Annotated in this window: 23 protein-coding genes and 1 pseudogene; 11 read left to right on the top strand and 13 right to left on the bottom strand. The window is 70.8% G+C overall.

Features of this window, described 5'->3' with window-relative positions:
• Window positions 1–8: 8 nt before the first annotated feature.
• Both ACTG9Q_RS21390 and ACTG9Q_RS21385 read right to left on the bottom strand, forming a co-directional pair.
• The gene (locus ACTG9Q_RS21390) at window positions 9–1058 is read right to left on the bottom strand and encodes a BMP family lipoprotein (protein WP_455574760.1); all 1050 of its coding nucleotides are present in this window, start codon (window positions 1056–1058) and stop codon (window positions 9–11) included.
• A 161-nt stretch (window positions 1059–1219) separates the two neighbouring features.
• Window positions 1220–1588 (bottom strand): cupin domain-containing protein, encoded by a 369-nt coding sequence (locus ACTG9Q_RS21385; protein ID WP_455574612.1) that lies wholly within the window; start codon window positions 1586–1588, stop codon window positions 1220–1222.
• Window positions 1589–1666: 78 nt separating this feature from the next.
• On the opposite strand from ACTG9Q_RS21385, the gene ACTG9Q_RS21380 reads away from it, so the two are divergent.
• The 5 genes from ACTG9Q_RS21380 to ACTG9Q_RS21360 all read left to right on the top strand — a co-directional run bounded on the left by ACTG9Q_RS21380 (window position 1667) and on the right by ACTG9Q_RS21360 (window position 5683).
• Complete coding sequence (locus ACTG9Q_RS21380; RefSeq protein WP_455574611.1) at window positions 1667–2134, top strand: MarR family winged helix-turn-helix transcriptional regulator; 468 nt, start codon at window positions 1667–1669, stop codon at window positions 2132–2134.
• A gap of 177 nt (window positions 2135–2311) precedes the next feature.
• Window positions 2312–2722, top strand: a complete 411-nt coding sequence (gene sdhC / locus ACTG9Q_RS21375) for a succinate dehydrogenase, cytochrome b556 subunit (RefSeq protein ID WP_455574610.1) — start codon at window positions 2312–2314, stop codon at window positions 2720–2722.
• A 5-nt stretch (window positions 2723–2727) separates the two neighbouring features.
• Window positions 2728–3138: a succinate dehydrogenase hydrophobic membrane anchor subunit gene (locus ACTG9Q_RS21370; RefSeq protein WP_455574609.1), complete on the top strand. Its 411-nt coding sequence runs from the start codon at window positions 2728–2730 to the stop codon at window positions 3136–3138.
• A gap of 14 nt (window positions 3139–3152) precedes the next feature.
• Window positions 3153–4904, top strand: a complete 1752-nt coding sequence (gene sdhA / locus ACTG9Q_RS21365; protein ID WP_455574608.1) for a succinate dehydrogenase flavoprotein subunit — start codon at window positions 3153–3155, stop codon at window positions 4902–4904.
• Entirely contained in the window at window positions 4904–5683 is a 780-nt protein-coding gene (locus ACTG9Q_RS21360) for a succinate dehydrogenase iron-sulfur subunit (protein ID WP_455574607.1), read from the top strand. The genes sdhA and ACTG9Q_RS21360 overlap by 1 nt, the downstream gene beginning before the upstream one ends.
• Here ACTG9Q_RS21360 and ACTG9Q_RS21355 read toward each other — a convergent pair.
• Complete coding sequence (locus tag ACTG9Q_RS21355; protein WP_455574606.1) at window positions 5655–5945, bottom strand: hypothetical protein; 291 nt, start codon at window positions 5943–5945, stop codon at window positions 5655–5657. The genes ACTG9Q_RS21360 and ACTG9Q_RS21355 overlap by 29 nt on opposite strands.
• A gap of 219 nt (window positions 5946–6164) precedes the next feature.
• Between ACTG9Q_RS21355 and ACTG9Q_RS21350 the strand changes: the two genes are divergently transcribed.
• The 6 genes from ACTG9Q_RS21350 (at window position 6165) to ACTG9Q_RS21325 (ending at window position 10761) form a co-directional block, all read left to right on the top strand.
• Window positions 6165–7016, top strand: coding sequence for a helix-turn-helix domain-containing protein (locus tag ACTG9Q_RS21350; protein ID WP_455574605.1), 852 nt, complete (start codon window positions 6165–6167; stop codon window positions 7014–7016).
• A gap of 6 nt (window positions 7017–7022) precedes the next feature.
• Window positions 7023–7196 (top strand): DUF397 domain-containing protein, encoded by a 174-nt coding sequence (locus ACTG9Q_RS21345; RefSeq protein WP_455574604.1) that lies wholly within the window; start codon window positions 7023–7025, stop codon window positions 7194–7196.
• A gap of 207 nt (window positions 7197–7403) precedes the next feature.
• Window positions 7404–7565, top strand: coding sequence for a hypothetical protein (locus ACTG9Q_RS21340; protein WP_455574603.1), 162 nt, complete (start codon window positions 7404–7406; stop codon window positions 7563–7565).
• A 6-nt stretch (window positions 7566–7571) separates the two neighbouring features.
• On the top strand, window positions 7572–7745 hold the full coding sequence (locus tag ACTG9Q_RS21335) for a DUF397 domain-containing protein (RefSeq protein WP_455574602.1): 174 nt from the start codon (window positions 7572–7574) through the stop codon (window positions 7743–7745).
• Between the two features lie 550 nt (window positions 7746–8295).
• Complete coding sequence (locus tag ACTG9Q_RS21330; protein WP_455574601.1) at window positions 8296–9480, top strand: ROK family transcriptional regulator; 1185 nt, start codon at window positions 8296–8298, stop codon at window positions 9478–9480.
• Window positions 9481–9759: 279 nt separating this feature from the next.
• Window positions 9760–10761, top strand: a complete 1002-nt coding sequence (locus ACTG9Q_RS21325; protein WP_455574600.1) for a glycoside hydrolase family 5 protein — start codon at window positions 9760–9762, stop codon at window positions 10759–10761.
• Between the two features lie 47 nt (window positions 10762–10808).
• Here ACTG9Q_RS21325 and ACTG9Q_RS21320 read toward each other — a convergent pair whose 3' ends face one another.
• From ACTG9Q_RS21320 to ACTG9Q_RS21275, 10 genes and pseudogenes are all read right to left on the bottom strand, one after another.
• Window positions 10809–11639, bottom strand: coding sequence for a sugar phosphate isomerase/epimerase family protein (locus tag ACTG9Q_RS21320; protein WP_455574599.1), 831 nt, complete (start codon window positions 11637–11639; stop codon window positions 10809–10811).
• Window positions 11640–11651: 12 nt separating this feature from the next.
• Window positions 11652–12656 carry a sugar phosphate isomerase/epimerase family protein gene (locus ACTG9Q_RS21315; protein ID WP_455574598.1) on the bottom strand — a complete coding sequence of 335 codons (1005 nt, stop codon included), beginning with the start codon at window positions 12654–12656 and terminating at the stop codon, window positions 11652–11654.
• Complete coding sequence (locus ACTG9Q_RS21310; protein WP_455574597.1) at window positions 12653–14005, bottom strand: alkaline phosphatase family protein; 1353 nt, start codon at window positions 14003–14005, stop codon at window positions 12653–12655. Before ACTG9Q_RS21310 ends, ACTG9Q_RS21315 begins: the two co-directional genes overlap by 4 nt.
• Before the next feature lie 287 nt (window positions 14006–14292).
• Window positions 14293–15297, bottom strand: a pseudogene (gene eboE, locus ACTG9Q_RS21305) (metabolite traffic protein EboE); the annotation flags it as partial.
• A gap of 124 nt (window positions 15298–15421) precedes the next feature.
• On the bottom strand, window positions 15422–16279 hold the full coding sequence (locus tag ACTG9Q_RS21300) for a TatD family hydrolase (protein ID WP_455574596.1): 858 nt from the start codon (window positions 16277–16279) through the stop codon (window positions 15422–15424).
• Window positions 16276–17664, bottom strand: a complete 1389-nt coding sequence (locus tag ACTG9Q_RS21295; protein ID WP_455574595.1) for an EboA domain-containing protein — start codon at window positions 17662–17664, stop codon at window positions 16276–16278. Before ACTG9Q_RS21295 ends, ACTG9Q_RS21300 begins: the two co-directional genes overlap by 4 nt.
• Window positions 17661–18491, bottom strand: coding sequence for an SCO3242 family prenyltransferase (locus ACTG9Q_RS21290; RefSeq protein WP_455574594.1), 831 nt, complete (start codon window positions 18489–18491; stop codon window positions 17661–17663). Before ACTG9Q_RS21290 ends, ACTG9Q_RS21295 begins: the two co-directional genes overlap by 4 nt.
• Entirely contained in the window at window positions 18488–18634 is a 147-nt protein-coding gene (locus ACTG9Q_RS21285) for a hypothetical protein (protein ID WP_455574593.1), read from the bottom strand. The genes ACTG9Q_RS21290 and ACTG9Q_RS21285 overlap by 4 nt, the downstream gene beginning before the upstream one ends.
• Window positions 18631–19797 carry an inositol-3-phosphate synthase gene (locus tag ACTG9Q_RS21280; protein ID WP_455574592.1) on the bottom strand — a complete coding sequence of 389 codons (1167 nt, stop codon included), beginning with the start codon at window positions 19795–19797 and terminating at the stop codon, window positions 18631–18633. Before ACTG9Q_RS21280 ends, ACTG9Q_RS21285 begins: the two co-directional genes overlap by 4 nt.
• A gap of 62 nt (window positions 19798–19859) precedes the next feature.
• Window positions 19860–25007, bottom strand: coding sequence for a ThuA domain-containing protein (locus tag ACTG9Q_RS21275; protein ID WP_455574591.1), 5148 nt, complete (start codon window positions 25005–25007; stop codon window positions 19860–19862).
• Between the last annotated feature and the right edge of the window lie 17 nt (window positions 25008–25024).

The raw sequence follows: 25024 nt of genomic DNA, 5'->3' as shown, positions 1-25024 counted from the left end.
GGAGGTGCCTACTTCTCCACGGAGACCTTGGTCTCCCCGGAAACGATCTTCTGCTTGTACTCGTCGATCTGCGGCTTGATGTCGTCGATCATGCCGCCGCTCGTGGAGTAGTCCACGCCGCCCGCGGCGAGGTCGTAGACCTTCGGACCCGCCTTGAAGGCGTCTTCCTTGACCGACTTGATGAAGTCGTAGACCGCCACGTCGACCTGCTTGAGCATCGAGGTGATGATGACGTCCTTGACGTCCTGCAGGCCGGGCAGGTTGTACTGGTCGGAGTCGACGCCGATGCCCATCTTGCCCTTGGCCTTGGCGGCCTTGAAGGCGCCGTTGCCGGAGCCGCCCGCCGCGGCGTAGACCACGTCGGCGCCCGCGTCGAACATGCCGTTGGCCGCGGTCTCGCCCTTGGCCGGGTCGTTGAAGCCGGTGAAGTCCGGCGGCTGGGTCAGGTACTTGACCTGCACCGTGGCGTCCGGCTTGACGGCCTTGACGCCCTGCTCGAAGCCCGCCTCGAACTTCTGGATCAGCGGGGTGTTGACGCCGCCGATGAAGCCGACGTTGCCGGTCTTGCTCTTGAGCGCGGCGGCCACGCCGACCAGGAACGAGCCCTGCTCCTCGGCGAAGGTCAGGTTGGCGATGTTCTCGCCGGTGGCGTCCTCGCTGTCGATCAGCGCGAACTTCACGTCCGGGTAGTCCGGGGCGGCCTTGGCCAGCGGCGGGGCGTAGGCAAAGCCGACGGCGATGATGACGTTGTAGCCACCCTCGGCGAGCTGGCGCAGGCGGTCTTCCTTCTGCGCGTCGGTCTCCCCGGCGGCGGCCTCCAGCTCGGTGACCTCGATGCCGAACTCGGACTTGGCCTTGTCGAGCCCGCGGGCCGCGGAGTCGTTGAAGGACTGGTCCCCGCGTCCGCCGATGTCATAGGCCAGGCCGACCTTGACGGTGGAGGCCGCGGGCGCGCCCGAGGTGGCCCCGTCACCACCGGGCTGCTGGGTGTCCGACGCGCAGGACGCCAGGCCGAGGCCCAGCGCGAACAGCCCGGCGGCAAGTCGAACTCCTCGCATTCGACGCAAGGGTTTCTCCTTCCGAGACGCCCGGGGTGACCGGGTCGCGGTTGCTATTCGCGGAACCGTACCCGCAGGTACGAGTGGACTTCATCCCGGAGGCGGGCCGTGACCCAATCGTTGACGTGCGATCGGACGCCCGGGACCGTCCACAGCGCCCGCTACACCGCCCAGGGCAGTGGGCCCGGCCCCCGGTCGGCCGCGCGCACGAGCGCGCCCGCGGGCATGGCGACCAGCGCGACGACGTCCTCGATCGCCCTGATCCGCCGGGTCGCCCCGGCGGGCAGCACGGCGGCCTCGCCCGCGGCGCAGGTCTCGGCGACTCCGTCGACGATGACCTCGACGGACCCGCTGACCGGCATGAACACCTGCTCGCGGTCGATGACGTGTTCGGGGCCCGCGTTGCCCGCGGGCATCCGCACGCGCCAGGTGCTCAGCTCGGCGGCGCCGACGCTGGGCGCGGCCAGGCCGTACATGGTCGCGTTGGGGGTGGCGGTGGTGCGCTCCTCGGTCTCGCGGACGACGGGCACGGGGTCCTCCTTGATGTAAAGTTGCTTTACTCAGTGCGAGTAAAGCGCCTTGTCACTCGACCCGTCAAGATGAGGGCCATGAGCGAGGACCCGCTGGCCCGCACCGAGCTGACCTTCCTGCTCGGGATGGCCTTCCAACTCGTGCTCGGCGAGTTCGTCGGCAGGCTCGACGCGGCAGGCCACACCGAGCTGCGGCCGGTGCACGGGCTCGTCTTCCAGGCCCTGCGCCACGGCGGGGCGACCAGCACCGAACTGGCCCAGGTGCTCGGCGTCACCAAGCAGGCGGCCGGGCAGATCGTCGACGAGCTCGAATGCAAGGGGTACGTGCGGCGGGTGCAGCATCCGGCAGGCGGACGTCGAAAACTGGTCGAGCTGACCGGGCGTGCGCGGGATCACCTGATCGTGGCGGGCAACACGATGCGCGCGCTGGAAGCGGAGTTGGCCGAGCGCGCGGGCGGCGACCTCGACGCGCTGCGCGGGGACCTGACCAGGGTGATCCGCGCGCTGGCCGGGGACCGGCCCCCGCCACTGCGCCCGATCTGGTGAGACCTCACTGTCGCGATGGGAGCGCGGTGCGCGTGCGTCGTCGGTCACAGCGGGGAAGCGCGCGTTACATGAGCGCCTGCCCTGAGGGCTAGCATCCGATGGGTCAATGCCCGTGGGCATGGAGTTCGACGCCGCATCGCGCGCGCCGACATCAATGACGTTGGAGGCCGGTAACCGATGTCCGACTCGGTCACCACCGGGAAAGCGGTGTCCCGCGGGACGCTGTACCGCGGCGACCCCGGCATGTGGTCGTGGGTGGCCCACCGGATCACCGGGGTGCTCACCTTCTTCTTCCTGTTCGCGCACGTGCTCGACACCGCCCTGGTGCGGGTGTCGCCGAGCGCATACGACGAGATCATCGAGACCTACAAGACCCCGGTGGTGAACCTGCTGGAGGTCGGCCTCGTCGGGGCGGTGCTGTACCACGCGCTCAACGGCATCCGCGTCATGCTGGTCGACTTCTGGGGCAAGGGCGCGCGCTACCAGAAGCAGATGCTGTGGGCGATCCTCGGGATCTGGGTGCTGGTGATGATCCCCGGCACCTACTTCATGGTCCACCGCACTGTCACTGAGATGTTCGGGGGCTGAGCACGATGACACTGGCTTTGGACAAGCCCCGCAGCCCCCGGCGGCCCGCCGCCCGGCGCGGCAACTTCGAGCTGGTCTCCTGGCTGTTCATGCGCATCTCCGGGATGGCGCTCGTGGTGCTGGTGCTCGGGCACCTGTTCATCATGAACATCCTCGACGACGGGGTGCACCGCATCAACTTCGCCTTCGTCGCGGGCCGCTGGTCCAGCCCGTTCTGGCAGTTCTGGGACCTGTCGATGCTCTGGCTCGCCGAGATCCACGGCGGCAACGGCCTGCGCACGATCATCAACGACTACGCCCGCAAGGACTCGACGCGGTTCTGGCTGAAGATCATGCTCTACGTCTCGATGGTGCTGATCCTCGCCCTGGGCACGTACGTGGTCTTCACGTTCGACCCGAACATCCGCGCCGACTAAGGAAGCGACACGACATGCAGTTCCACAAGTACGACGTGATCATCGTCGGCGCGGGTGGCGCGGGCATGCGCGCGGCCATCGAGGCGGGGCAGCGCACCCGCACCGCCGTCCTCACCAAGCTCTACCCGACGCGCTCGCACACCGGCGCCGCGCAGGGCGGGATGTGCGCCGCGCTGGCCAACGTCGAAGAGGACAACTGGGAGTGGCACACCTTCGACACGATCAAGGGCGGTGACTACCTGGTCGACCAGGACGCCGCGGAGATCATGGCGAAGGAGGCCATCGACGCCGTCCTCGACCTGGAGAAGATGGGCCTGCCGTTCAACCGCACGCCCGAGGGCCGGATCGACCAGCGCCGCTTCGGCGGGCACACCCGCAACCACGGCGAGGCCGCCGTGCGCCGCGCCTGCTACGCCGCCGACCGCACCGGCCACATGATCCTGCAGACGCTGTACCAGAACTGCGTCAAGCACGGCATCGAGTTCTTCAACGAGTTCTACGTCCTCGACATCTGCCTCACCGAGACCGAGGACGGCCCGGTCTGCACCGGCGCGGTGGCCTACGAGCTGGCCACCGGCGAGATCCACGTGTTCCAGGCCAAGGCGGTCGTCTTCGCCACCGGCGGGTTCGGCAAGGTCTTCAAGACCACCTCCAACGCCCACACCCTGACCGGCGACGGCATGGGCATCGTCTTCCGCAAGGGCCTTCCCTTGGAGGACATGGAGTTCTACCAGTTCCACCCAACCGGCCTGGCGGGCCTGGGCATCCTGCTGACCGAGGGCGCCCGCGGCGAGGGCGCGATCCTGCGCAACGCCTCCGGCGAGCGGTTCATGGAGCGCTACGCCCCGACCATCAAGGACCTGGCGCCGCGCGACATCGTCGCCCGGTCGATGGCCCTTGAGGTGCTGGAAGGCCGCGGCGCGGGGCCGAACAAGGACTACGTGCTGCTGGACTGCACGCACCTGGGCGCCGAGGTCCTGGAGACCAAGCTGCCCGACATCACCGAGTTCGCCCGGACGTACCTCGCGGTCGACCCGGTGACCGAGCCGGTGCCGGTGTACCCGACGGCGCACTACGCCATGGGCGGCATCCCGACCAACATCCACGGCGAGGTGCTGCGGGACAACGACCACGTCGTCCCGGGCCTCTACGCAGCCGGTGAGTGCGCGTGCGTGTCGGTGCACGGGGCGAACCGGCTGGGGACGAACTCGCTGCTGGACATCAACGTCTTCGGCCGCAGGGCCGGGCTGGCCGCGGCGGAGTACGCCGCCGGCCGGTCGCATGTGGACCTTCCGGACTCGCCTGCCACGGTGGTCGAGTCCCAGGTCGCCCACCTGCTCTCCGAGCACGGCCACGAGCGCATCGCCGACATCCGCACCGAGCTGCAGGCCACAATGGACGCCAACGCGTCGGTGTACCGCACCGAGGAGACGCTGAAGCAGGCGCTGCACGACGTGCAGGCGCTCAAGGACCGCTACGCCAACGTCTCGGTGCAGGACAAGGGCAAGCGGTTCAACACCGACCTGCTGGAGGCCGTCGAGCTGGGCTTCCTGCTGGAGCTGGCCGAGGTCCTGGTCGTCGGCGCCCTGGAGCGCAAGGAGTCCCGCGGCGGGCACGCCCGCGAGGACTACCCGCACCGCGACGACACGAACTTCATGCGCCACAGCATGTTCTACAAGCAGGGCGACGGCCTGAAGTCGGACATCCGCCTTGACTACAAGCCGGTGACCTTCACCCGGTACAAGCCGATGGAGCGCAAGTACTGATGACCGCTGCGACAGCTGAGCAGACCGGCACCCGCGGCACCATGCCGCCGGTGCCCGAGGGCGCCGTCACCGTCACCCTGCGGGTGCTGCGGTTCAACCCGGAGACCGACAGCGAGCCGAGCTGGCAGTCCTTCGGCGTGCCCGCCCTGCCCACCGACCGCGTGCTGAACCTGCTGCACTACGTCAAGTGGTACATCGACGGCAGCCTGACCTTCCGCCGCTCCTGCGCCCACGGCATCTGCGGCTCGGACGCCATGCAGATCAACGGCGTGAACCGGCTGGCGTGCAAGGTGCTGGTGAAGGACCTGTTGGCGCGCAAGGACAAGCACACCACCATCACGGTCTCGCCCATCAAGGGCCTGCCTGTCCACAAAGACCTGCTGGTGGACATGGAACCCTTCATGGAGGCGTTCCGCGCGGTCAAGCCGTTCCTCATCACCTACGGCAACGAGCCCACCCGCGAGCGCATCCAGTCCGCCGCCGACCGCGAGCGCTTCGACGACACCACCAAGTGCATCCTCTGCGCCTGCTGCACGACGTCGTGCCCGGTGTTCTGGACCGAGGGCAGCTACTTCGGCCCCGCCGCCATCGTCAACGCCCACCGCTTCATCTTCGACAGCCGCGACGAAGGCGCCCAGGAACGCCTCGACATCCTCAACGACGCCGAAGGCGTCTGGCGCTGCCGCACCACCTTCAACTGCACCGACGCCTGCCCCCGGGGCATCCAGGTCACCAAGGCCATCCAGGAAGTCAAGCGCGCCCTCCTGTTCCGCCGCTGACGTCCACCATCACTGAGGCCGTGTCCCTTTCGGGGCACGGCCTCAGTGCGTACGGGTAGGTCATGGCCACGCCGGTGTCGAGGTCGTCGCCGTCGTTGCGCACCCGGTACTCCTCGGCGATGGCCTGGTCCACCTGGCCGTACTCGTCCACTGATCCAAGCGTGATCAGGTAGAGCTGGTACTCGTCGGGCCGGTCGGCCAGCAGCGAGGTCCCCCACGCCCGCATGTCCTCAATGGCCTGGTGGACACGAGGATCGATCATGGTCAGCTCCGAGTGGAGCTCCACCGGCTGGGACGCGATCAGCTCCCAGAACGGCCGCTGAGCACAGCCACAGGGTGAGATGCGGTAGAGAAAGTTCGCAAAATTCACGATGACCCTCCAGGCGTCTGATCTATTCGACATAAAATAGCCTAGAGTCTCGTTCGAGTGTTCGCAACACAGCGAAGTGGATCGACTACGCTGCGGTGACAGGAGGTTCCGGTGCCAAAGTCCCGACCCAAGCCACAGGCGCGCGGCCTGGCCGCCGGTCTGCGCGCGGCGCGCAAGGCGACTGGCCTGACCACTACAGCGATAGCTGAGAAGCTCGGTTGGTCGCAGTCAGTGGTCAGCCGCACCGAAACCGGCAAGCGCCACACCTCGCCCGAAGAGGTCGCGACATTCCTCGCCGTCTGCGGCGTCACGGGCGAAGACCGCAAGCGCCTGATCGCGATGGCCCACGACCGGGACCGCTCGAACTGGCTGGAAACCCGGTACAGCGAAGCCGTGCCAATCCAGGCGACGACTCTCGCCCAGTACGAGTCCGAGGCCACCGGGATCACCGACGCCGCACTGGTCCTGATGCCAGGGCTCCTGCAGACACCCGGCTACATCCGGGCGATGATGAACTCCGGCGGTGTCGCCGCCCATCAGATCGAACCGCGCGTCAGCCTTCGACTGGAACGACAGGAACTACTCGACCGCCCCGTTCCGCCCACCATCACCGCGATCATCGATGAAGCCGTGCTGCACCGCCGTATCGGCGGGAAACGAGTGATGGTCGAGCAGTTGCGACACCTGGTCGAGATGGCTGAGCGGCCCCAGGTGAACCTGCACGTCATCCCGTTCGACCACGGAGGCCACGCAGGCGTCAACGGGGCATTCGCGCTGATCAAGTTCAAACAGGGCGGACCGGTGGTTCACCTGGAACACCTGCGATCCGGCCTGTTCCTCGACGAGCCATCGGACGTGATCCCATACGCGGATGCCGTTGCTAGGATGACCGCCATCGCGCTCGACCAAGCACAGTCCGCCGATCTCATCGTGGACATGGCCGCGCGCTACGAGAGGGAGTGACCGGCAATGAACGACCGCGCCTGGCGCAAGTCGAGCTTCAGCGGCACCGAGTCCAACTGCGTCGAACTCGCGTGGGACGGCTCGGCCCCTCTCGTCCGCGACACCAAGGGAGCCCCCGACAAGATCCTTCGCCTGCCCAAGCAGGCGTGGCGGACGTTCCTGTCGATCACGACGCGCTGACCGCGAACCCGGCGAAGTCACGGGCCGCCAGAGCCCGTCGCATGGCACCGCCGACGGCTCACTGACAGCCCGGTAGGTCCCACAACCCCGAGACGTACGCGACTATCGAGATGGCAGAGCGGCGCCAGGTGAACCTGCACGTCATCCCGTTCGACCACGGAGGCGTCAACGGGCATTCGCGCTGATCAAGTTTAACAAGGTGGACCGGTGGTCCATGTGGAGCAACTTCGGTCCGGCCTGTTCCTCGACGAGCCGTCGGATGTGATTCCGTACGTGGACGCCATTGCTAGGATGATCGCCATCGCGCTCGACCAGGCACAGTCCGCTGACCTTGTCATGGATATGGCTGCGCGCTACGAGAGGGAGTGACCGGCCTTGACCGATCCCACCTGGCGCAAGTCGAGCTTCAGCGCGACCGAATCCGCCTGCGTCGAACTCGCGTGGGACGGCTCGACCCCTCTCGTCCGCGACACCAAGGGAGCCCCCGACAAGATCCTTCGCCTGCCTGATCAGGCGTGGCGGACGTTCCTGTCGATCACGACGCGCTGACCGCGAACCCGGTGAAATCACGGGCCGCATGGCACCCACCGAGGGCTCACTGACAGCCCGGTAGGTCCACAGTCCCGAGACGTACGCGGCGAATGACCTGATCGACTCGGTCTCAACGCCGGTCATGCACGACAACGAGCGCGCCCAGCGCATCGCCTCGCGCGGGTCGTGCCCGGATTCGACCAGGCGGATTCCCAGAAAGGCCGCATCGACCCACGGTGCACCCGACGCGGGCCACCCCCAGTCGATGACATGTACTTCCCCAGCGGCACCGAGGATGAACTGGTGCCCGTGCAGGTCGGTGTGCAGGAGCCGGTCACCGTCGACATGGTGTGGGGCGAGACTCGCCACCCGGTGCATCTCGTCCACGTCCCACCCGTCGACAGACCGGGTGAATCCCAGGAAAGGGTTCGGGGCCGGTCTCGGCGACTTTCGACGGTCTGTGCGGGACTCCCACGATGTGGTGTGGCGGAAGTTCGCCGCCGCCGCCACCGGTTGATCGGCGGCTACGCTCTGTGCGGTCGGTCGACGTCGGTGTGGAGGGGCTCTGGTGGCGGGTTCGGCGCGGCTGTTGCGGTCGATCAACGACGCGGCGGTGTTGCGGCTGTTGCTGGAGCGGGGGGCGTTGACGCGGGCGCAGTTGCGGGGGCTGACCGGGTTGGCGAAGCCGACGACGTCGGAGGTGTTGCGGCGGCTCGACGCCGATGGGCTGGTGCGGGTCAGCGGGCGGACCAGTGGCAGGCCGGGGCCGAACGCGGAGATCTACTCGGTCGAGCCGGACGCGGGGTTCGCGGCGGCGGTGTCGGTGCGGGCGGGGGACTCCTCGATCGCGGCGGTGGTGTGCGACGTTACCGGGGTGGTGCGCGGGGCGGCGGAGGGGCGCGCGAGTGGGGACCCGGTGCGGGACGTGGCGGAGGTGGTGAAGGCGGCGGCGCGGCGGGGGCACGTCGCGGTGTCGCGGGTGGGGGTGGTGCAGGTCGCGGTGCCGGGCGCGTACGACCCGGCTGGTGACGTCGTGCGGTTGGTGGATGTGGCGGGGTGGGACCGGCCGGGCGTGGGTCAGGCACTGGGCAAGCGTTTGCGGGCTGCTGTCGAGGTGGACAACGACGTGAACCTGGCGGCGGTGGCGGAGCGGGCGGCCCGGGGGGTGGGGTCGTTCGCGCTGTTGTGGCTCGGGGAGGAAGGGCTGGGGTTGGCGGTGGTCTTGGACGGGCGGCTGGTGCGGGGGGCGCGCGGCGGGGCCGGGGAGATCGGGTACCTGCCGGTGGGGCCGTCGGGGGACTTCCACGCCTCGGTCGGCGGGGCGGCGGTGCGCGAGCTGGCCGCGCGGCACGGGGTGGACGCCGAGACCGGGAGCGCCGCCGTCGCGCGGGTGTGCGCGTACCAGCCGGTCTCGCCCTTGCCTGCGGACATGCCCGTCCACCTCGCCGACCGGGGCGCGGGCGCCGACTCGCGCGACCCCGGGTGGCGGTTCCTGACCCACCTGGGGCAGCGGGTGGCGCGTGGGGTGGCGGCGGTGGTGGCGGTGGTGGAGCCGCCGGTGGTCGTGGTGTCGGGCGAGGTCGGCCGGGCGGGCGGGCTGCTCCTGTGCCGGGCGGTCCGCTCAGCGCTGCGTGACCTGTCGGTGCTGCGGACCGACGTCGTCCCGAGCGGCGTCGAGGGCGACGCTGTGCTGCTCGGCGCCACCGAGGCGGCCCGCGACCGCCTGTGGGCCACCCTCCTCGACGGCCGCTGACCAGAGTTTTCTCACCGGAGAAAAGTTGCACCCCGGCTGGCTCCTCCTCGACTGGCGGCCGAAGTACCTCGCCAGCGGATGCGCCCTTGTCGGCGGTCCCTGCTCGACGGTGTCGTTCCGCGCCCGTCAGCGGCCATCGGGGGAGCCGTGCGCGGGCGGGGTCTCCTCGATGCTCGACAGATCGTTCGGCTGAACGGGTGGTCGGGGTTGACGGGTGGCGAATGGTCCTTACCAATTAATTGTTAGTCAGGTTTCCTATCCATTGATTCGGAGGGCCATATGCGCAGGTGGCGGGTGTCCCTGGTGGTGCTGTTGACCGCTGTCGCCGGACTCATGGTTCCGCAGGCGGCGGAAGGCGCGGTGTCGCCGGTGGCGGCGAACGGGCAGTTGCGGGTGTGCGGGGTGAAGCTGTGCAACGAGAGCGGGCGGGCCATCCAGTTGCGGGGGATGAGCAGCCACGGCACGCAGTGGTACCGGCACTGCCTCACCGACGCCTCCCTCGACGTCCTCTCCCGTGACTGGACGGCCGACGTCATCCGGGTCTCGACCTACGTGCAGGAAGGCGGCTACGAGACCAACCCGCGCTTCTACACCGACCTCGTCCACACCCTCATCGACAAGGCCACCGCTCGCGGGATGTACGTCATCGTCGACTGGCACATGCTCTCCCCCGGCGACCCGTACTACAACCTCGCCCGCGCCCGGACGTTCTTCACCGAGATCGCCCAGCGGCACAACGGCAAGCGGAACCTGCTCTACGAGATCGCCAACGAGCCCAGCGGGGTGGCCTGGTCGCGCATCCGCGCCTACGCCGAGGAGCTCATCCCGACCATCCGCAGCCACGACCCCGAGACCCCGATCCTGGTCGGCACCGCCGCCTGGTCGTCACTGGGCCTGTCCGAGGGCCGCACCGAGGCCGACATCGTCAACGCGCCCGTCCGCGCCGCCAATGTGATGTACGTCTTCCACTTCTACGCCGCCTCCCACCGCGACTGGTACCTGCAGGCGCTGAGCCGCGCCGCCGACCGCCTGCCGATCTTCGTCACCGAATTCGGCACCCAGGAGTACAGCGGCGACGGCCCCAACGACTTCGCCATGGCCCAGCGCTACATCGACCTCATGGCCGCCAAGAAGATCAGCTGGGTGAACTGGAACTTCTCCGACGACTTCCGCTCCGGCGCCGTCCTGCGCACCGGCAGCTGTTCGGCGGGCGCCTTCGGCAACCTCAAGGAGTCCGGCGTCTGGGTTCGCGCCCGCATCGCCACCCCCGACCAGTTCTGAAGGGGAGGACCCGCGGCGGTCGACCACCGCCGCGGGTCGCCGGGGTGCTACCAGCGCAGGTCGCGAAGGTAGTTGTAGCCGACCTCGGCGGTGACCAAGGCGTCGGCGGGCTGGTCGTTCTCCACGATGTACTCGTTCACCCAGGTCTTGGCGAAGATGCGGGCGAAGTCGATGGTGCCGGTGCCCAGGTCGGCGAAACCGCCGTCGGGCGCCCGGTCCTTGACGTGGTACTGGCGCACGCGCGGCAGGTGGTCCCAGAACAGCCGGATCGGGTCGACGTTGCCGGTCACCGCCCAGTACAGGTCGAGTTCGAAGTGGACGTTGCGGGCGGTGGTGCGCTCGGCGATGACGTCGAACGGGCGCTTTCCTTCCACCACGGCGAATTCGTGGGCGTGGTTGTGGTAGCCCGCCTGCAGGCCGACGCGGCGCAGCACCTTGCCCGCGGCCTCCAGCCGGTCGGCGAAGGCGGCCCACTGGCCGATCGTGTCGTAGTTGACCCACGGCACCACGAGGTACTTGTGGCCCAAGACCCGGGCGTCGGCGATGGCCTGGTCGAGGTCGCCGTCGAGGCTGGTGTGGGTGGAGGTGGCGTGCAGGTGGTGGCGGCGCAGGATGGCGGCCATCTCCCGGGCCGAGCGGCCGTAGAACCCGGCCAGCTCGACCTTGCGGTAGCCGATGTCGGCCAGGGCGGACAGCACCGGCTCCGGCTCGTCGCCGATGAGGTCGCGCAGGGTGTAGAGCTGGATGCTGATGGCGTTCCTCGGCACCCGGCCGGAGTTCGAGCGGTGGGCTCCCGCGGTGCCGGGCAGCGCGGCGGCCGCGCCGATGGCCGCGGCGCCGATCGCGGTGCCGCGCAGGAAGGTGCGACGGGTGGTCATGGCAGTTCTCCTTCAGCGTTCTGTGGCGAAGGCGGCGTCGAACGAGGTCGTCGGCGGGTCGAACTGCAGGCCGCGGATGAAGCCGAGGGCTTCCTCGGCGCCGCGCAGGCGGTCCATGCCCGCGTCCTCCCACTCCACCGAGATCGGGCCGCTGTAGCCAATGGCGTTGAGGGCGCGGAAGCACTGCTCCCAGGGGACGTCGCCGTGTCCGGTGGAGACGAAGTCCCAGCCGCGGCGGGGGTTCGCCCACGCCAGGTGGGAGCCGAGGCGGCCGTTGCGGCCGTCGAAGCGCTTCTTGGTGTCCTTGCAGTCGACGTGGTAGATGCGGTCGGCGAAGTCGAGGATGAAGGCGACCGGGTCGAGGTCCTGCCAGACGAAGTGCGACGGGTCCCAGTTGAGGCCGAAGGCGGCGCGGTTGCCGATCTCGTCGAGCGCGCGGCGCGTCGTCCAGTAGTCGTAGGCGATCTCCGAGGGGTGCACCTCGTGGGCGAAGCGGACGCCGACCTCGTCGAAGACGTCCAGGATGGGGTTCCAGCGCTCGGCGAAGTCGGCGTAGCCGTCGTCGATCACCGCCTGCGAGACCGGGGGGAACATGGCGACGTACTTCCAGGTCTTGGACCCGGTGAACCCGACGACGGTGTCCACGCCCAGTTTCGCCGCGGCGCGGGCGGTGTCGGCCATCTCCTGCGCGGCGCGCCGCCGGACGCCCTCGGGCTCGCCGTCGCCCCAGATGCGGGCGGGGAGGATGTCGCGGTGGCGGAAGTCGATCGGGTCGTCGCAGACGGCTTGGCCCACCAAGTGGTTGGAGATCGTCCACACCTTGAGACCGTGCTCGGCGAGCTGGGCGAGCTTCGCCGGGACGTAGTCCTCGTCGGTGAGGGCCTTGTCGACCTCGAAGTGGTCGCCGGAGCAGGCGATCTCCAGGCCGTCGTAGCCCCACTTCGCGGCGAGCGCGCAGACCTCGGCGAACGGCAGGTCGGCCCACTGGCCGGTGAACAGGGTGATCGGTCGGCTCATCGCGGGTTTCCTTTCAGGCCCTGAAGAGTGAGCAGCAGGTCGCGGACGTCAGTCGCTTGTAGACGGTCTGTCGCCGCGGTCGGGTCGTTGCAGAGCAGGACAGGGCCGTCGGCGGGGCTGTCGGGCAGCCTGCCGTGCGTGCCGCGGACGGGTGCGGGGTCGAGCGGGACGACGTTCATGGCGTAGCGCAGCCCGAGCTTCTTGCGCGCCAGGTTCGCCGCGGCCTTGGCCTTGACGAACGGGTCGCCGGGGTTGAAGAACAGCTCCGCCGGGTCGTAGCCGGGTTTGCGGTGGATCTCCACGCCGCGCGCGAAGTCCGGCGCCTTGGCGTCGTCGAGCCAGTAGTAGTAGGTGAACCAGGCGTCGGGCTCGGCGATGGCGACGAGGTCGCCGCCGCGCTCGTGGTCGAGGCCGTAGCGGGCCTGCTCGTCGCGGTCGAGCACCTCGTCGACGCCGTCGAGCTGGGCGACCAGGTCCTTGATCTTGGCGGGCTGGTCGGTGTAGATGTGGGCGACCTGGTGGTCGGCGACGGCGAAGGCGGTGGAGGTCCAGGGGTCCAGGTACTCCATGCCCGCCTGGGTGTAGACCTCCAGGTGCTTGGCCGAGCGCAGGGCGCGGTTGATGTCGACGGGGCGCCTGGCCTCGGTGATGCCGTACTCGGAGAGGGCGACGATGGTGGCGTCGATGTCCAGCAGCGGCTTGAGGGTGCTGTCGATCTCCCGGGCGGCGGCCTTGGCCTGCGGCGAGTTGGGGCCGTGGCGCTGCAGGTCGTAGTCCAGGTGGGGGACGTAGACCAGGAGCAGGTCGGGGCGGTGGTCGCGGAAGGTCTTGAGGGCGGCCTTGACGATCCACTCGCTGGAGGCCAGCGCCGCGGTGGGGCCCCAGTACTGGAACAGGGGGAACTCGCCGAGTTCGCGGGTCAGCTCGTCGTGGTAGGCGGGCGGGCGCACGTAGGCGTCGGGGGACTTGCGGCCGTCGGCGTGGTAGATGGGCCGCGGGGTGACGGTGATGTCGGTGCTGGCGCCCATGGCGTACCACCAGCAGATGTTGGCCGCCTTGTAGTCAGGCTTGGCGCGGCGGGCGGTCTCCCAGACCTTCTCCCCCTGCACGAGGCGGTTGTGCTGGCGCCACAGGAAGACCTCGCCGAGGTCGCGGAAGTACCAGCCGTTGCCGACGATGCCGTGCTGGTTGGGCATCAGCCCGGTGAGGAACGTCGACTGCACGCTGCACGTGACCGCGGGCAGCACGGTGCCGAGCTCAGCTTGCCAGCCGAGCTTGGCCAGGTTGGGCATGTGCGGCAGCAGCGCGGGCGTCATGCCGACCACGTCGATGACCACGAGCGGCTTCACAGTCGCACTCCTTCGAGGTGGTCGGCTGCCCAGCGCAGCTCGGCCGCAATACCATGTACCAGCGCGTCGTCGCCGCGATTGTCCACCGGCGCCTGAGTTGTCCACAGCGGACCGAGTTCACCCGATTGGGGGGTGGGGGTGGCAGTAGACTGGCCAGGGGCCGTCCCCCCTGGGAGTGGCGGGGGCTGTTTGTTGGGGCTCAGGGCGGTGTCGCGAGCGGGGTTTTGGGTTGGAGATGAGGGGTTTTGCGTTGGGGTGGAAGGGTTTTCGAGCGGGTTGGTGGGGGTTTGGGGGAGGACGGTCCAGGTGTAGGTCTCCACCTCTACGTGGGGGTGTAGGCCCGCGGAGGTCAGGGTGGCCATGGTGGTGCGGAGGATGTCGGTGGTGGTGGTCAAGGGGGGTTCGGGGTGGGCGTGCAGCGGGACGTGGAAGTGGACGCGCCAGGGGGTGGGGGTGGGGAGGTCGGTGTAGGCGGCGGGGAGGTCGTCGGTGGCGTGGATGGTGCCGTCCGGGGTTTGGGCACGGACCTGGTGCAGGTAGCGGGGTTCGATGAAGCGGGCGAGGGCTTCGTGGTGGCCTGGGGGGGCTTGCAGGGCGGCTGAGGCTTGGACCTTGAAGACCTGCAGGCCCGCGGCGGTGATGGCCTTGACGGTCTCGGCCGGGTCGGCGAAGGAGACGGCCAGGTGGCAGGTGTCGAGGCAGACGCCGATGTGGTCGGGGTCGACGCGGCCCGCGAGCCAGGTGATGGCGTCGGCCATGGTGTCCAGGACGCAGCCGGGTTCGGGTTCCACGGCGATGCGGATGGGACGGGCCAGGGTGGTCAGGTACTCGGTCAGGTCGGACAGGGCGGCGGTGGCGCGGCCGTCGTCGGCGGTGGTCCACTCGGTGCGCCAGCCCAAGGGCAGGGTGGAGATGCTGCCGTACTCGACGTCGTCCGGGAGCAGGGCCGCCAGGACGGTGGCACAGTCGCGGGTGTAGTCGAGGCGGGCCTTCTCCGTCCAGTTGGGGTGGTAGACCGAGTGCTTGACCACCGGTTCGTGGAAACCCCGGTACGGGAAGGCGTTCAGGGTGGGGACCACCAGGCCGCGGGCGTCGAGTTCACCGCGGAAGCGGCGTCTGGCGGCCGGGTCGGAAGCCAGGTGGCGGGCCGCGGGGGCCGACAGCCACAGACCCAGGCCCAAGCGGTCGACGCCGAGCCGCTCACGGACGGGGACGCTGTAGCGGTCGAGCTGCTCGACGATGCCCGCGACGGTCTCGGCCGGGTGGACGTTGGTGCAGTAGGACAGCGTCACCGGGCACCGCCATAAAGAGTGGACATACCGGGTAATGTGCCCGCGACAACCCCAATTGAGTAGTAAGACAAAGTCACTGAGCACCACCACACAGGACGAAGTCGCCCGCGACAATGGAAACGGGTCACTGGGTACCGCCGCGCAGGATGGAGTTGCCGGAGAAGGTGGCCGGGGTGGTGTCGGATAGCTCGTCCAAGACCAGTCTGCCGCTTTGGCCGTAGAAGTCCACGGGGTTCTGCCACAGCACCTTGTCCACATCGGACTCAGTGAAGCCCGCGGCCAGCATCGCCTCGGCGGTGCTGCGGGTCTTCAGGGGGTCGGAGCGGCCCCAGTCGGCGGCGGAGTTGACCAGCATTCGGTCCGTGCCGTACTCGCGGAGGATGGCCACCATGCGGGTTTCGTCCATCTTGGTGTCCGGGTAGATGGAGAAGCCCATCCAGCAGCCGGAGTCCTTGACCGCCTTGACCGTGACCTCGTTGAGGTGGTCGACGGCCACCCGGGACGCGGGCAGGCCGGACTCGCGGACCACGGCGAGGGTGCGGGCGGTGCCCGCGGCCTTGTCGCGGTGCGGGGTGTGGACCAGTGCCGGGAGGTCGAACTCGACGGCCATGGCCAGTTGCTGGGCGAAGGCGGTGTCCTCCTCCGGGGTCATGGAGTCGTAGCCCACCTCGCCGACGGCGACGACGCCGTCCTTGGCCAGATAGCGGGGCAGCAGTTCCAGCACGGGGACGCAGCGGGGGTCGTTGGCTTCCTTGGGGTTCAGCGCGATCGCGCAGTGGTGGCGGATGCCGAACTGGGCGGCGCGGAAGCGCTCCCAGCCGATCAAGGCGTCGAAGTAGTCGGCGAAGGACGCCGCGCTCGTGCGGGGCTGGCCCAGCCAGAACGCGGGCTCCACCAGCGCGCGCACGCCCGCGGCGCGCATGGCCTCGTAGTCGTCGGTGGTGCGCGAGGTCATGTGGATGTGCGGGTCGAAAATCCTCACCGGCGGGCCCTCTCCAGCAGGTCGGTGGCGTCGACCGGGACGGGACGTCCCGCGGCCTGGCGTTCGGCGGCGTAGTCGGCCACCATGCGGGTCAGTTCGTCATCGGCCAGATCGTCCAAACGGGACACACAGCGCAGCGGGATGCCCATGAACAGGCACTTGAGCACGCCGTGGCGCCAGGAGTGGCGGTCGAGGTGCGCCGCGGCGAACGGGCCGAGGGCGGCGGCGACCAGCCGCGCGTCGTTGGTGCGCAAGGCATCCAGCACGATCGGGACGCCGACGGACGGGTCGGTCGACGGGGTCAGGCCGCGCAGGACCCCCCGCTTCTCGGCGTCGTCGCCGTAGCGGTAGAGGTCGGGCAGCTCGCCCGCGTCCGGCAGGGCGGACAGCAGCCGCGCGCGCGCGGCGTCGTCGACCGTGCCGTGCACCAGGCCCTGCGGGTCCACCCGGGGACGCGCCACCGCCCGGCCCACCTTCCGGCCGACGGCGGGGAACAGCGCGCGGATGGCCGCGGGGTCCGTGCGCACCCGGCTCTCGGCCTCGACCAGCCACGGCGGGTCGGCGGCGGCGCGCAGGGCGGCCATCGAACGCCGCGCCACGTCCGGGGCGGCGTGGCTGTGCCGGGGCAGCTCGACGGCGGCCAGGCCGGCGTAGCCGACCTCGGTCAGCGCGGCCAGCGTGCCCGAGAGGTCCAGGGTGCCCGTGCCGAACTCCAGGTGCTCGTGCACGCCGTGCACCATGTCGTCGAGCTGCACGTTGACCAACAGCTCCCCCGCCTGCCGCACGCACGTGGCCGCGTCGTCGGGCTCGACGGCGACGCAGTGCCCGACGTCCAGGGTGATGCCCAGCAGCCGCGGCGAGCCCAGCTCGGTCCGCAGCAGCAGCGCCTCGGCCAGGTGCTGCACGGCCATCCCCGGCTCCGGCTCCAGCCCGAAGGGCACGTCCAGCCCGTCCGCGGCCTCCAGCAGCCGGGCCACCCCGGAGCGCAGGCGCTCCCAGCCGGTGGTGGGGTCCACGTCGGCGGGCAGGACCCCCGACCAGAACGACACGCAGTCCGCCCCGAGGTCCGCGGCGATGCGCGCGGCCCGCAGCAGGAAGTCGACCCGCACGTCCTGGCCGTCGCTGACCAGCGTCGGGTGGTGCTTGCGGGTCGGGTCGAGCAGGTAGCGGGCGCCGGTCTCGATGACCACCCGCAGCCCGAGCGCGTCGAGCCGGGCGGCGGTCCGCTCCACCTCGGCGGCCAGGTCCGGCCCGTACGGGTCGAGGTGGTGGTGGTCCAGGGTCAGCGCGACCCCGGTGTAGCCCAGGTCGGCGATGACCGCGAGCGCGTCGTGCAGGCGGTGGTTGGCGAACCCGTTGGTGCCGTACCCCAGGTCGAAGCTCATGTCGGTCCCACCTTCCTGCCGAGCCGACGGGCCAGCGGCAGCGCGCACGCCACCGCCAGCGCCGCCACCGGCGACCCCGCCCGCGCGGCCAGCGCCGACTGCAGCGGCACCATCCCGTGGATGCCCGCCCGCGTCGCCGACCGGACGACCCCGGCGCTCGGCTCGCGCACCGCCGCCAGCTGCGCCTGCCCGACGAGCCCGGCGTACGCCGCGGCCCCCAGCACGCCCAGCGCCCGGTGCCGCCACGACCGCGCCGGGCCTGCCCCGGCCGCCACGGCCGAGACCAGCGTCCCGGCGAGCACGCCGCGCGCCACGGTCTGCGACCCGCCGTGCACCTCGCCCCGCGACAGCGCGGTCACCCCCAGCGTGTGCCCGCCGACGGCGAGCGCGGCGGGCAGCGCGGCCCGGCCGCCGCCCATGACCACGTCCAGCGCCCGGCACGCCGCCATGCCCAGCGGCCCGGCCGCGGTCGACTTCAGCACCACGTCGTAGGCCCACACCGCGGCGGCCAGCGGGACGGCGGCCCGCAGCCGACCGGCGGCGCCCGCCAACCCCAGCCCGGCGGCGGTGAGACCGACGGCGACCCCCAGCGCCGTCTCCGGCCGCACGCGCCCGGACGGGATGGGCCGCTCCGGGCGCTCCACCGCGTCCAGGGCCCGGTCGGACCAGTCGTTGAGCGCCATGCCCGCCCAGTAGAAGGCCACCGACGCCAGCGGCAGCAGGGCGCGGCGCCCGGCCAGCCCCGGCCCGAACGCCGCCCCGGCGACGGTGTCGCCTAGCACCGTCAGCGCGGCGGGCGCGCGCACCAGCTCCATGTACGCCCTCACCGGGCACCTCCCAAGTCCGCGGCCCACGCCACCAGCGCCGCGCCCAACGGGTCCACCAAGGCCACATCCTGCACGCCCAACCCGTGCCTGGCCGGGTCCTCCAGCGCGGCGGGCGCGCGCACCAACTCCACGTACGCCCTCACCGGGCACCTCCCAGGCCCGCGGCCCACGCCACCAGCGCGGCGCTCTGCGCGCCCAGGCCGTGCTCGGTCGACCCCAGCGGGTCCTTGAAGAAGAACCCCAGTTCCGGCACCACCCCGGAGATCCCACGGGAGTGCGCGGCGGCGAGCAGCCGGGCCAGGTCCAGCACCAGCGGCGCGGCCAGCGCCGAGTCCAGCCCGGTCCAGGTGAACTGCAGGCTCATCCGCGCCCCGAGGAACCCCTCGAAGGACACGTGGTCCCAGGCGATCTTCTGCTCGCCCAGGTCGGGGACGTTGTCGATGTGCAGCGGCGCGGCGATCGGCCCGCCGAGCAGGGCGGAGAGCACGTCGGACTTCGAGCGCAGCTTGCTCGCCGCGTGCGCGGGGTCGGCCAGCGTGGCGCCGTCGCCCCCGCCGAGCAGGTTCGTCCCCGACCAGGACAGCACCCGCAGCGCCCGGTCGGTGAACATCGGGGCGAGCGCGGTCCGCAGCAGGGTCTCCCCCGTCTTGCCGTCGCGCCCGGCGTAGGGCACGCCTTGGCGGCGGGCCAGCTCGTCCAGGGCGGGTATCGCGACCCCGGTCGACGGGGTGAAGTCCACATAGGAGCACCCGGCGCTCAGGGCGGCGTAGGCGGACACGCTGCTCGACGGCAGCACGGCCAGCGCGGGGTCGGCCAGCGCCGTGCGCAGCGAGTCCAGTGAGGCGTGCTCGGGGATCGACGGCACCGGCGGCTCGGTCGAGGCCACGTTCACCACGACCACCCGGGCCAGCCCGTGCCGCGACCGGAACGAGTCCAGGTCGGCCACCAGGCGCTCCACGGCGAGGTCCTGGGCCCCGCGGTGGGTCGTCGGGTGGTAGCCGTCGCGCACCTCGGCGTCGGCGGCCCGCAGCGCCTCGGTGATGGGGGCGAGCAGGTGGTGGGGAAGGACGCCCGCCCTGGCCAGGTCCTCGGCCCGCTTCTCGTACGAGGTCGTCACCAGGTCGTGCCCGCCGACGACGATCTCGTCCCAGCCGGGCAGCGGCGCGGCGGCGAACTCCGGGCGTTCGGTCACGCACCCCGTCGGCGGCACCAGACCCGCGCGCAAGGCGGCCAGCCCGCACACCGCCGTCGTGGCCACCGAGCCGCGGGCGCCGACCAGCCAGAGGCCAGTGCGCTCACCGGTCATCGCCTTCCCCTTTCATCCGGTGCCGGGGGGAGCGCGGTGCGCGCTCCCCCCGGCCGTGCCGATCAGTTGCGGCCGGACCTCCTGCCCTTGGCAGCCGACCCGGTCAGGACGCCGATCACGTGGTCGGTGTCCCTGGCGAGAACAGTCCGCACGCCCGCGTCCGTCACCTTCGAAACGGCTCTCTTGAACGCGCCCAGCTCCCGCGCCGCCTTCGCGTCGTCGCCCGCGGCCTCGGCCTTGCGGGCCTTGGCCAGCGACTTGGACAGGTCCTGGTACTCCGCCAGGGTCAGGCGGTTGCTCGCCCGGAAGCGGTCGAGGAGCTGGCCGATGTCGCGCAGTGACGTGGTGGTGGCGAAGGGGATGCGGCTGACGGTGCGGTTGCCCGCGTTGTCGACGGCGGTCACGGAGAGCTCGTGCACGCCCAGCGGCAGGGTGTGCAGGGCGACCACGGCGCCGGAGGTCAGCGCCGCGCCGTCGATACCGCCCGTCACCGACTTCAGCCCCGAGGTCTCGTCCGCACCGGACCACGACACCACCACGTCGGTGGCGTCGCCGTAAACCCGGCCGCTCGCGATCCCGGAGACCACCAGCGTCGGCGCCGTGGCGTCGATCTTGATGGTCGCGGCCTTGTCCGTCTCGGCGTTGCCCGCGATGTCGCGGCTGCGGTAGAGCAGCGTGTGCTCGCCGTCGCCGGAGACCGCGACCGGTCCGGTGTAGGCCGTCCACGCCCCGCCGTCCAGGCTCCACTCGGTGCCCGCCGGGCCCGAGCCCGCGTCGGTCGCGGTCAGGACCACGGACACGCCCTCGGTGCTCCAGTCGCCGGGGAACTCCGCGGTGGTCAGCGGCGCGGTGGTGTCGACCTTGACCGCGAGGGTCTTGACCGCCTCCACGTTGCCCGCGGCGTCGGTGGAGCGGTACTCCACCGCGTGCGTGCCCTCGCCGAGGGTGAACGGCCCGGTGTAGGGCAGCCAGTCACCGCCGACCCGGTATCGCGTGGTCGCGCCATCCTCGTTCGCCGACAGCGTCACCGTGACCGGGGCGGTGGTGTGCCAGCCCGAGGCGGGCGCGGCCGGGTCGGTGCTCGCCGTGGTCGTCGGCGCGGTGGCGTCGATCTCCTTGATCCGCACGTTGCGGAACCACACGTCGTCGCCGACGCCGTGGTTCTGCAGGCCGACGTACCCCTGGGTGAGGTCGCGGGCCGGGTCGGCGCTGGTGAACTCGTTGACCAGCGCGCCGTTGAGGAACACCTTGATCGTCTGGCCGGTCACGGTGATCTCGTAGGCGTTCCACTGCCCGGCGGGCTTGAGCGCGGCGTCGCGGGCGGCGATGTCGGCCGACTGGAAGGAGTAGACCGCGCCGGTGGTGCGGTCGGCGGCGTCGGTCGGGTCGATCTGGATCTCGTAGCCGGAGTTGACCGCGACCCACGGGTCGGTCCCCGGGTCGGGGAAGCCGACGAACACCCCGGAGTTGTCGTCACCGGCGAGCTTCCAGTCCATCCGCAGGCTGTAGGAGTTGAACTCCTCGGGGAACCAGAGCAGGCCGAGGCCGCCCTCGGTGCGGATGGCGCAGTTGTCCTCCTGGACGAAGCGCCCCGGCCCGGCCATCCGCCAGTCCGCGAGGCTGTCCGCGGTGCCGTTGTAGAGGGCGCGGTAGCCCGCCTCCGGCGTGCTCGGCACGCACGTGCGCCCCAACGTCCCCTCGACGACGATCGTGTCCACGTCGAACAGCGGACCCGCGCCACCGCGGAAGACGAAGTACAGCGTGCGCGGGCCGCCCGGGTCGGTGACCGGGGTCGGCGGCAGGTTGGCGTAGGTGCGCCAGCCGCCGGTGTTGCCCACCGCGGTGCTCTGCACCAGCGGCCCGTCGGGGGCGTCGGCGCGCACCTCGATGGTGCCGCCCTGGGTGTCGGAGGCGACCCGGTAGCCCAGGCCGGTGACGTCGGCCAGGTCCACGCCCTCGAAGGCGATCCAGTCGCCGTCCTCGACGTCGCCGACCTGGCGGCCGCCCTGCGCGGCGGCGTCGTCGAACAGGTTGACGCCGGACATGGTGTCGAAGGACTCCGCGGGCAGCAGCGTCCGCGGGCCGACGGAGCCGGAGGTGTCGAAGCGGATCTCGTCGATGTCGTAGAGACCGCCGGAGCCGGAGCCCTTGAACACCAGGTAGAGCGGGTGCGTGCCGCCCGGGTCGGTGATCGGGGCGGCCGGGATGTCGGCGTAGGTGTCCCAGCCGCCGGTGTTGCCGACCGGGACCGACTGCACCAGCGGGCCGTCGACCGCGCCGGAGCGGACCTCCAGCACCCCGCCCGCGCCGCCGGAGGACACCCGGTAGCCGATTCCGCCGACCCCGGCGAGGTTCACCGGGTCGAACATGATCCAGTCGCCGTTGTCGATGTAGCCGACGCGCTTGTTGCCCACCGCGCCGCCCGCCTCGACGACCTGCACGCCGTTGTTGGTGGTGAAGAACTCGGCCTGCTTGGTCTTGGGCTGCAGGATGATCTCGTCCGAGCCGGTCAGCGGGGTGGCGCCCGGGGCGCCCTCGTCGGTGTAGGAGGCGTTGATGACGCCGAAGATGTTGGCGTCGGCGCCGTGCCCGCCGTCCGACGGGGTGGCGATGGTGCCCTGGCAGCCGGTCTCGCGGGAGAGCGGGTGGCCGTGGCTGTCGTGGCCGAGGATGTACTCCACGGTCACCTTCGAGCAGTCGACCTCGCCGTCCTCGGGGTCGCTGACGGTGACCTCGAAGGGCACCTCGTCACCGAAGGTGAACACCGTCCCGTTGGCGGGCGCGGTGATCGTCACGGTGGGCGCGGTGTTGCCGACGTTGACGACCACGGTGGCCGAGCCGGTCAGGCCGGTCGGGTCGGTGACCGAGAGCCGGGCGCTGTACTGGCCGATGGTGTCGTAGGTGTGCGACACCGGGCCTTCCTCGGTGGAGTCGGTGGTGCCGTCACCGTCGAAGTCCCACGCCCAGGTCAGCTCGGGCCCGTCCTCGTCGGTGGTGCCCGCCGGGTCGAAGCTGACCGTCAGCGGCGCGGGGCCGCTGGTCTTGTCCGCGGCCAGTTTCGCGACCGGGGTGTGGTTGCCACGGGTGTAGTCGATGCGGTAGACCGCCGAGTCCGCGGCGCCGCCGAAGTAGCCGCTGCCGTAGTCCAGCACGTACAGCGAGCCGTCCGGGCCGAACTCCAGGTTCATCGGCCGGGTCAGCGTCATCGAGTTGAAGAAGGGCTGGATCGGGCCGCGCTCGCCGTTGGGTCCGACCTCGATCGTCTTGATCCAGCCGCGGTCCCACTCGTAGGCGAAGTTCTTGCCGTCGTAGAACTCGGGGAACTTGGTGACCATCTCGTTGGCCGGGTCGAAGTGGTAGGTCGGCCCGCCCATCGGGGACTCGCCGCCGCCGCCGAACTCCGGCACCGAGGCGCCGTCGTAGGGAATCCAGGCGGGCTTCGCGGGCGGCAGGTCGACCAGGCCGGTGTTGTTCGGGCTGGTGTTCTTCGGCGCGGCGCAGTCGAACGGCGCGCCGGAGGCGCCGGAGGCGCCGGAGGCGAAGTCGTAATCGATGTAGGGGGTGTTGTCGCCGACGCAGTACGGCCAGCCGTAGTTGCCGGGCTCCTTGATCAGGTTGAACTCGACGAGGCCGCCGGGGCCGCGGGCGGGGTTGGCCGACCCGGCGTCCGGGCCGTAGTCGCCGAGGTGGACCCAGCCGGTGGCCCGGTCCACGGCGAACCGGAACGGGTTGCGGAAGCCCATGGCGTAGATCTCGGGCCTGGTCCTGTCGGTGCCGGGCGCGAACAGGTTGCCCGACGGGACGGTGTAGCTGCCGTCCTCGGCGACCGTGACGCGCAGGATCTTGCCGCGCAGGTCGTTGGTGTTGGCCGAGGAGCGCTGCGCGTCGTAGGCGGGGTTGCGGGTGGCGCGCTCGTCGATCGGGGTGTAGCCGTCGGAGGCGAACGGGTTGCTGTCATCCCCTGTGGACAGGTACAGGTTGCCCTGCGCGTCGAAGTCGATCTCGCCGCCCGCGTGGCAGCAGATGCCGCGGTCGGCGGGCACGCGCAGGATCTGCTGCTCGCTGGCGGTGTCGAGCACGCCGTCAGTGGTCAGTGTGAAACGGGAGAGCTGGTTGTGGCCCTTGAAGGGGGCGAAGTCCGCCGCGGTTCCGTCGGTCGGCGCGTCGCCCGCGGGGGTGTCCAGCGGCGGCGCGTAGTAGAGGTAGAGCCAGCGGTTGGTGGCGAAGTCCGGGTCGACGGCGACGCCCTGCAGGCCGTCCTCGTCGTGGTTGTACACCGGAATCCGGCCTGCCAGGGTGGTGGTGGCCTGCGGGGTGGTCAGCCAGACGCGGCCGTCGCGGGAGGTGTGCACGACCTTGCGGTCGGGCAGCACGGCCAGCGCGATCGGCTCGCCGGTCTTCTCCGAGCCCAGGGCCAGGGTCACCTGGTCGAAGTCGGCGTCGGTCGGCGGGGCGTCGGGGTCGGGGGCGCAGTCGGCCTCGGCGATCCCGGCGGCGTGGGAGATGCCGCCGAGCAGGTGCTCGCGGAAGGCGGCGTCGGTGTAGGACTCCTTGGTGTGGCCCATGCCGGTGTACCAGGAGCGGCCCTGCCCCACCCCCTGGCACCACACGATGGGGTGGTCGCCGCTGGGGTCGGTGGGGGTGTAGCTGGTCTCGTCCAGCGCGGCGAGCACCTTCACCCGGCCGCGGGGGTTGGACTGGTAGCTGTACCACTCGTCGGTGCGCGTCCAGGTGCCCGGCAGGTGCGCCGTCGACGGGTGCTCGCGGTCCTCGACGACGACGTCGGCTTCCTGGATCTGCGGGTGGGACTTGAAGTACGAGCCGACCAGCTCGCCGTACCACGGCCAGCTGTACTCGGTGTCGGCCGCGGCGTGCACGCCCGCGTACCCGCCGCCGCCGTCGATGTAGCGCTCGAAGGCGGCCTGCTGGGCCTCGTTGAGCACGTCGCCGGTGGTCGAGAGCCAGATGACGGCGGCGTACCCGGCCAGGTTCTCGTCGGTGAAGGCGGCGGCGTCCTCGGTCGCCTCGACCTCGAAGCCGTTCTGCGCGCCGAGCTCGGTGATGGCGGCGATGCCGTCGGGGATGGCGTCGTGGCGGTACCCGGCGGTCTTGGAGAAGACCAGCACGTGGGTGCCGTGGGCGGCGGCCGGGGTCGCGGTGAGCACCACGCCGCCGAGGCCGGTGGCGACGGCGAGCGCGACGGCGCCCACCCGGGTCAGGGGTCGAC

The organism is Actinokineospora lacus, from assembly GCF_053813445.1.
This window is presented reverse-complemented; position numbering and strand designations above follow the sequence as displayed.

Coding starts and splice junctions, on each gene's coding strand:
- ACTG9Q_RS21280 (WP_455574592.1), bottom strand. CDS start 19,797: ATGACCGGTGAGCGCACTGGCCTCTGGCTGGTCGGCGCCCGCGGCTCG.
- ACTG9Q_RS21360 (WP_455574607.1), top strand. CDS start 4,904: ATGACCGCTGCGACAGCTGAGCAGACCGGCACCCGCGGCACCATGCCG.
- ACTG9Q_RS21380 (WP_455574611.1), top strand. CDS start 1,667: ATGAGCGAGGACCCGCTGGCCCGCACCGAGCTGACCTTCCTGCTCGGG.
- ACTG9Q_RS21320 (WP_455574599.1), bottom strand. CDS start 11,639: ATGACCACCCGTCGCACCTTCCTGCGCGGCACCGCGATCGGCGCCGCG.
- ACTG9Q_RS21390 (WP_455574760.1), bottom strand. CDS start 1,058: ATGCGAGGAGTTCGACTTGCCGCCGGGCTGTTCGCGCTGGGCCTCGGC.
- sdhC (WP_455574610.1), top strand. CDS start 2,312: ATGTCCGACTCGGTCACCACCGGGAAAGCGGTGTCCCGCGGGACGCTG.
- ACTG9Q_RS21355 (WP_455574606.1), bottom strand. CDS start 5,945: ATGATCGATCCTCGTGTCCACCAGGCCATTGAGGACATGCGGGCGTGG.
- ACTG9Q_RS21315 (WP_455574598.1), bottom strand. CDS start 12,656: ATGAGCCGACCGATCACCCTGTTCACCGGCCAGTGGGCCGACCTGCCG.
- sdhA (WP_455574608.1), top strand. CDS start 3,153: ATGCAGTTCCACAAGTACGACGTGATCATCGTCGGCGCGGGTGGCGCG.
- ACTG9Q_RS21370 (WP_455574609.1), top strand. CDS start 2,728: ATGACACTGGCTTTGGACAAGCCCCGCAGCCCCCGGCGGCCCGCCGCC.
- ACTG9Q_RS21295 (WP_455574595.1), bottom strand. CDS start 17,664: ATGAGCTTCGACCTGGGGTACGGCACCAACGGGTTCGCCAACCACCGC.
- ACTG9Q_RS21325 (WP_455574600.1), top strand. CDS start 9,760: ATGCGCAGGTGGCGGGTGTCCCTGGTGGTGCTGTTGACCGCTGTCGCC.
- ACTG9Q_RS21345 (WP_455574604.1), top strand. CDS start 7,023: ATGAACGACCGCGCCTGGCGCAAGTCGAGCTTCAGCGGCACCGAGTCC.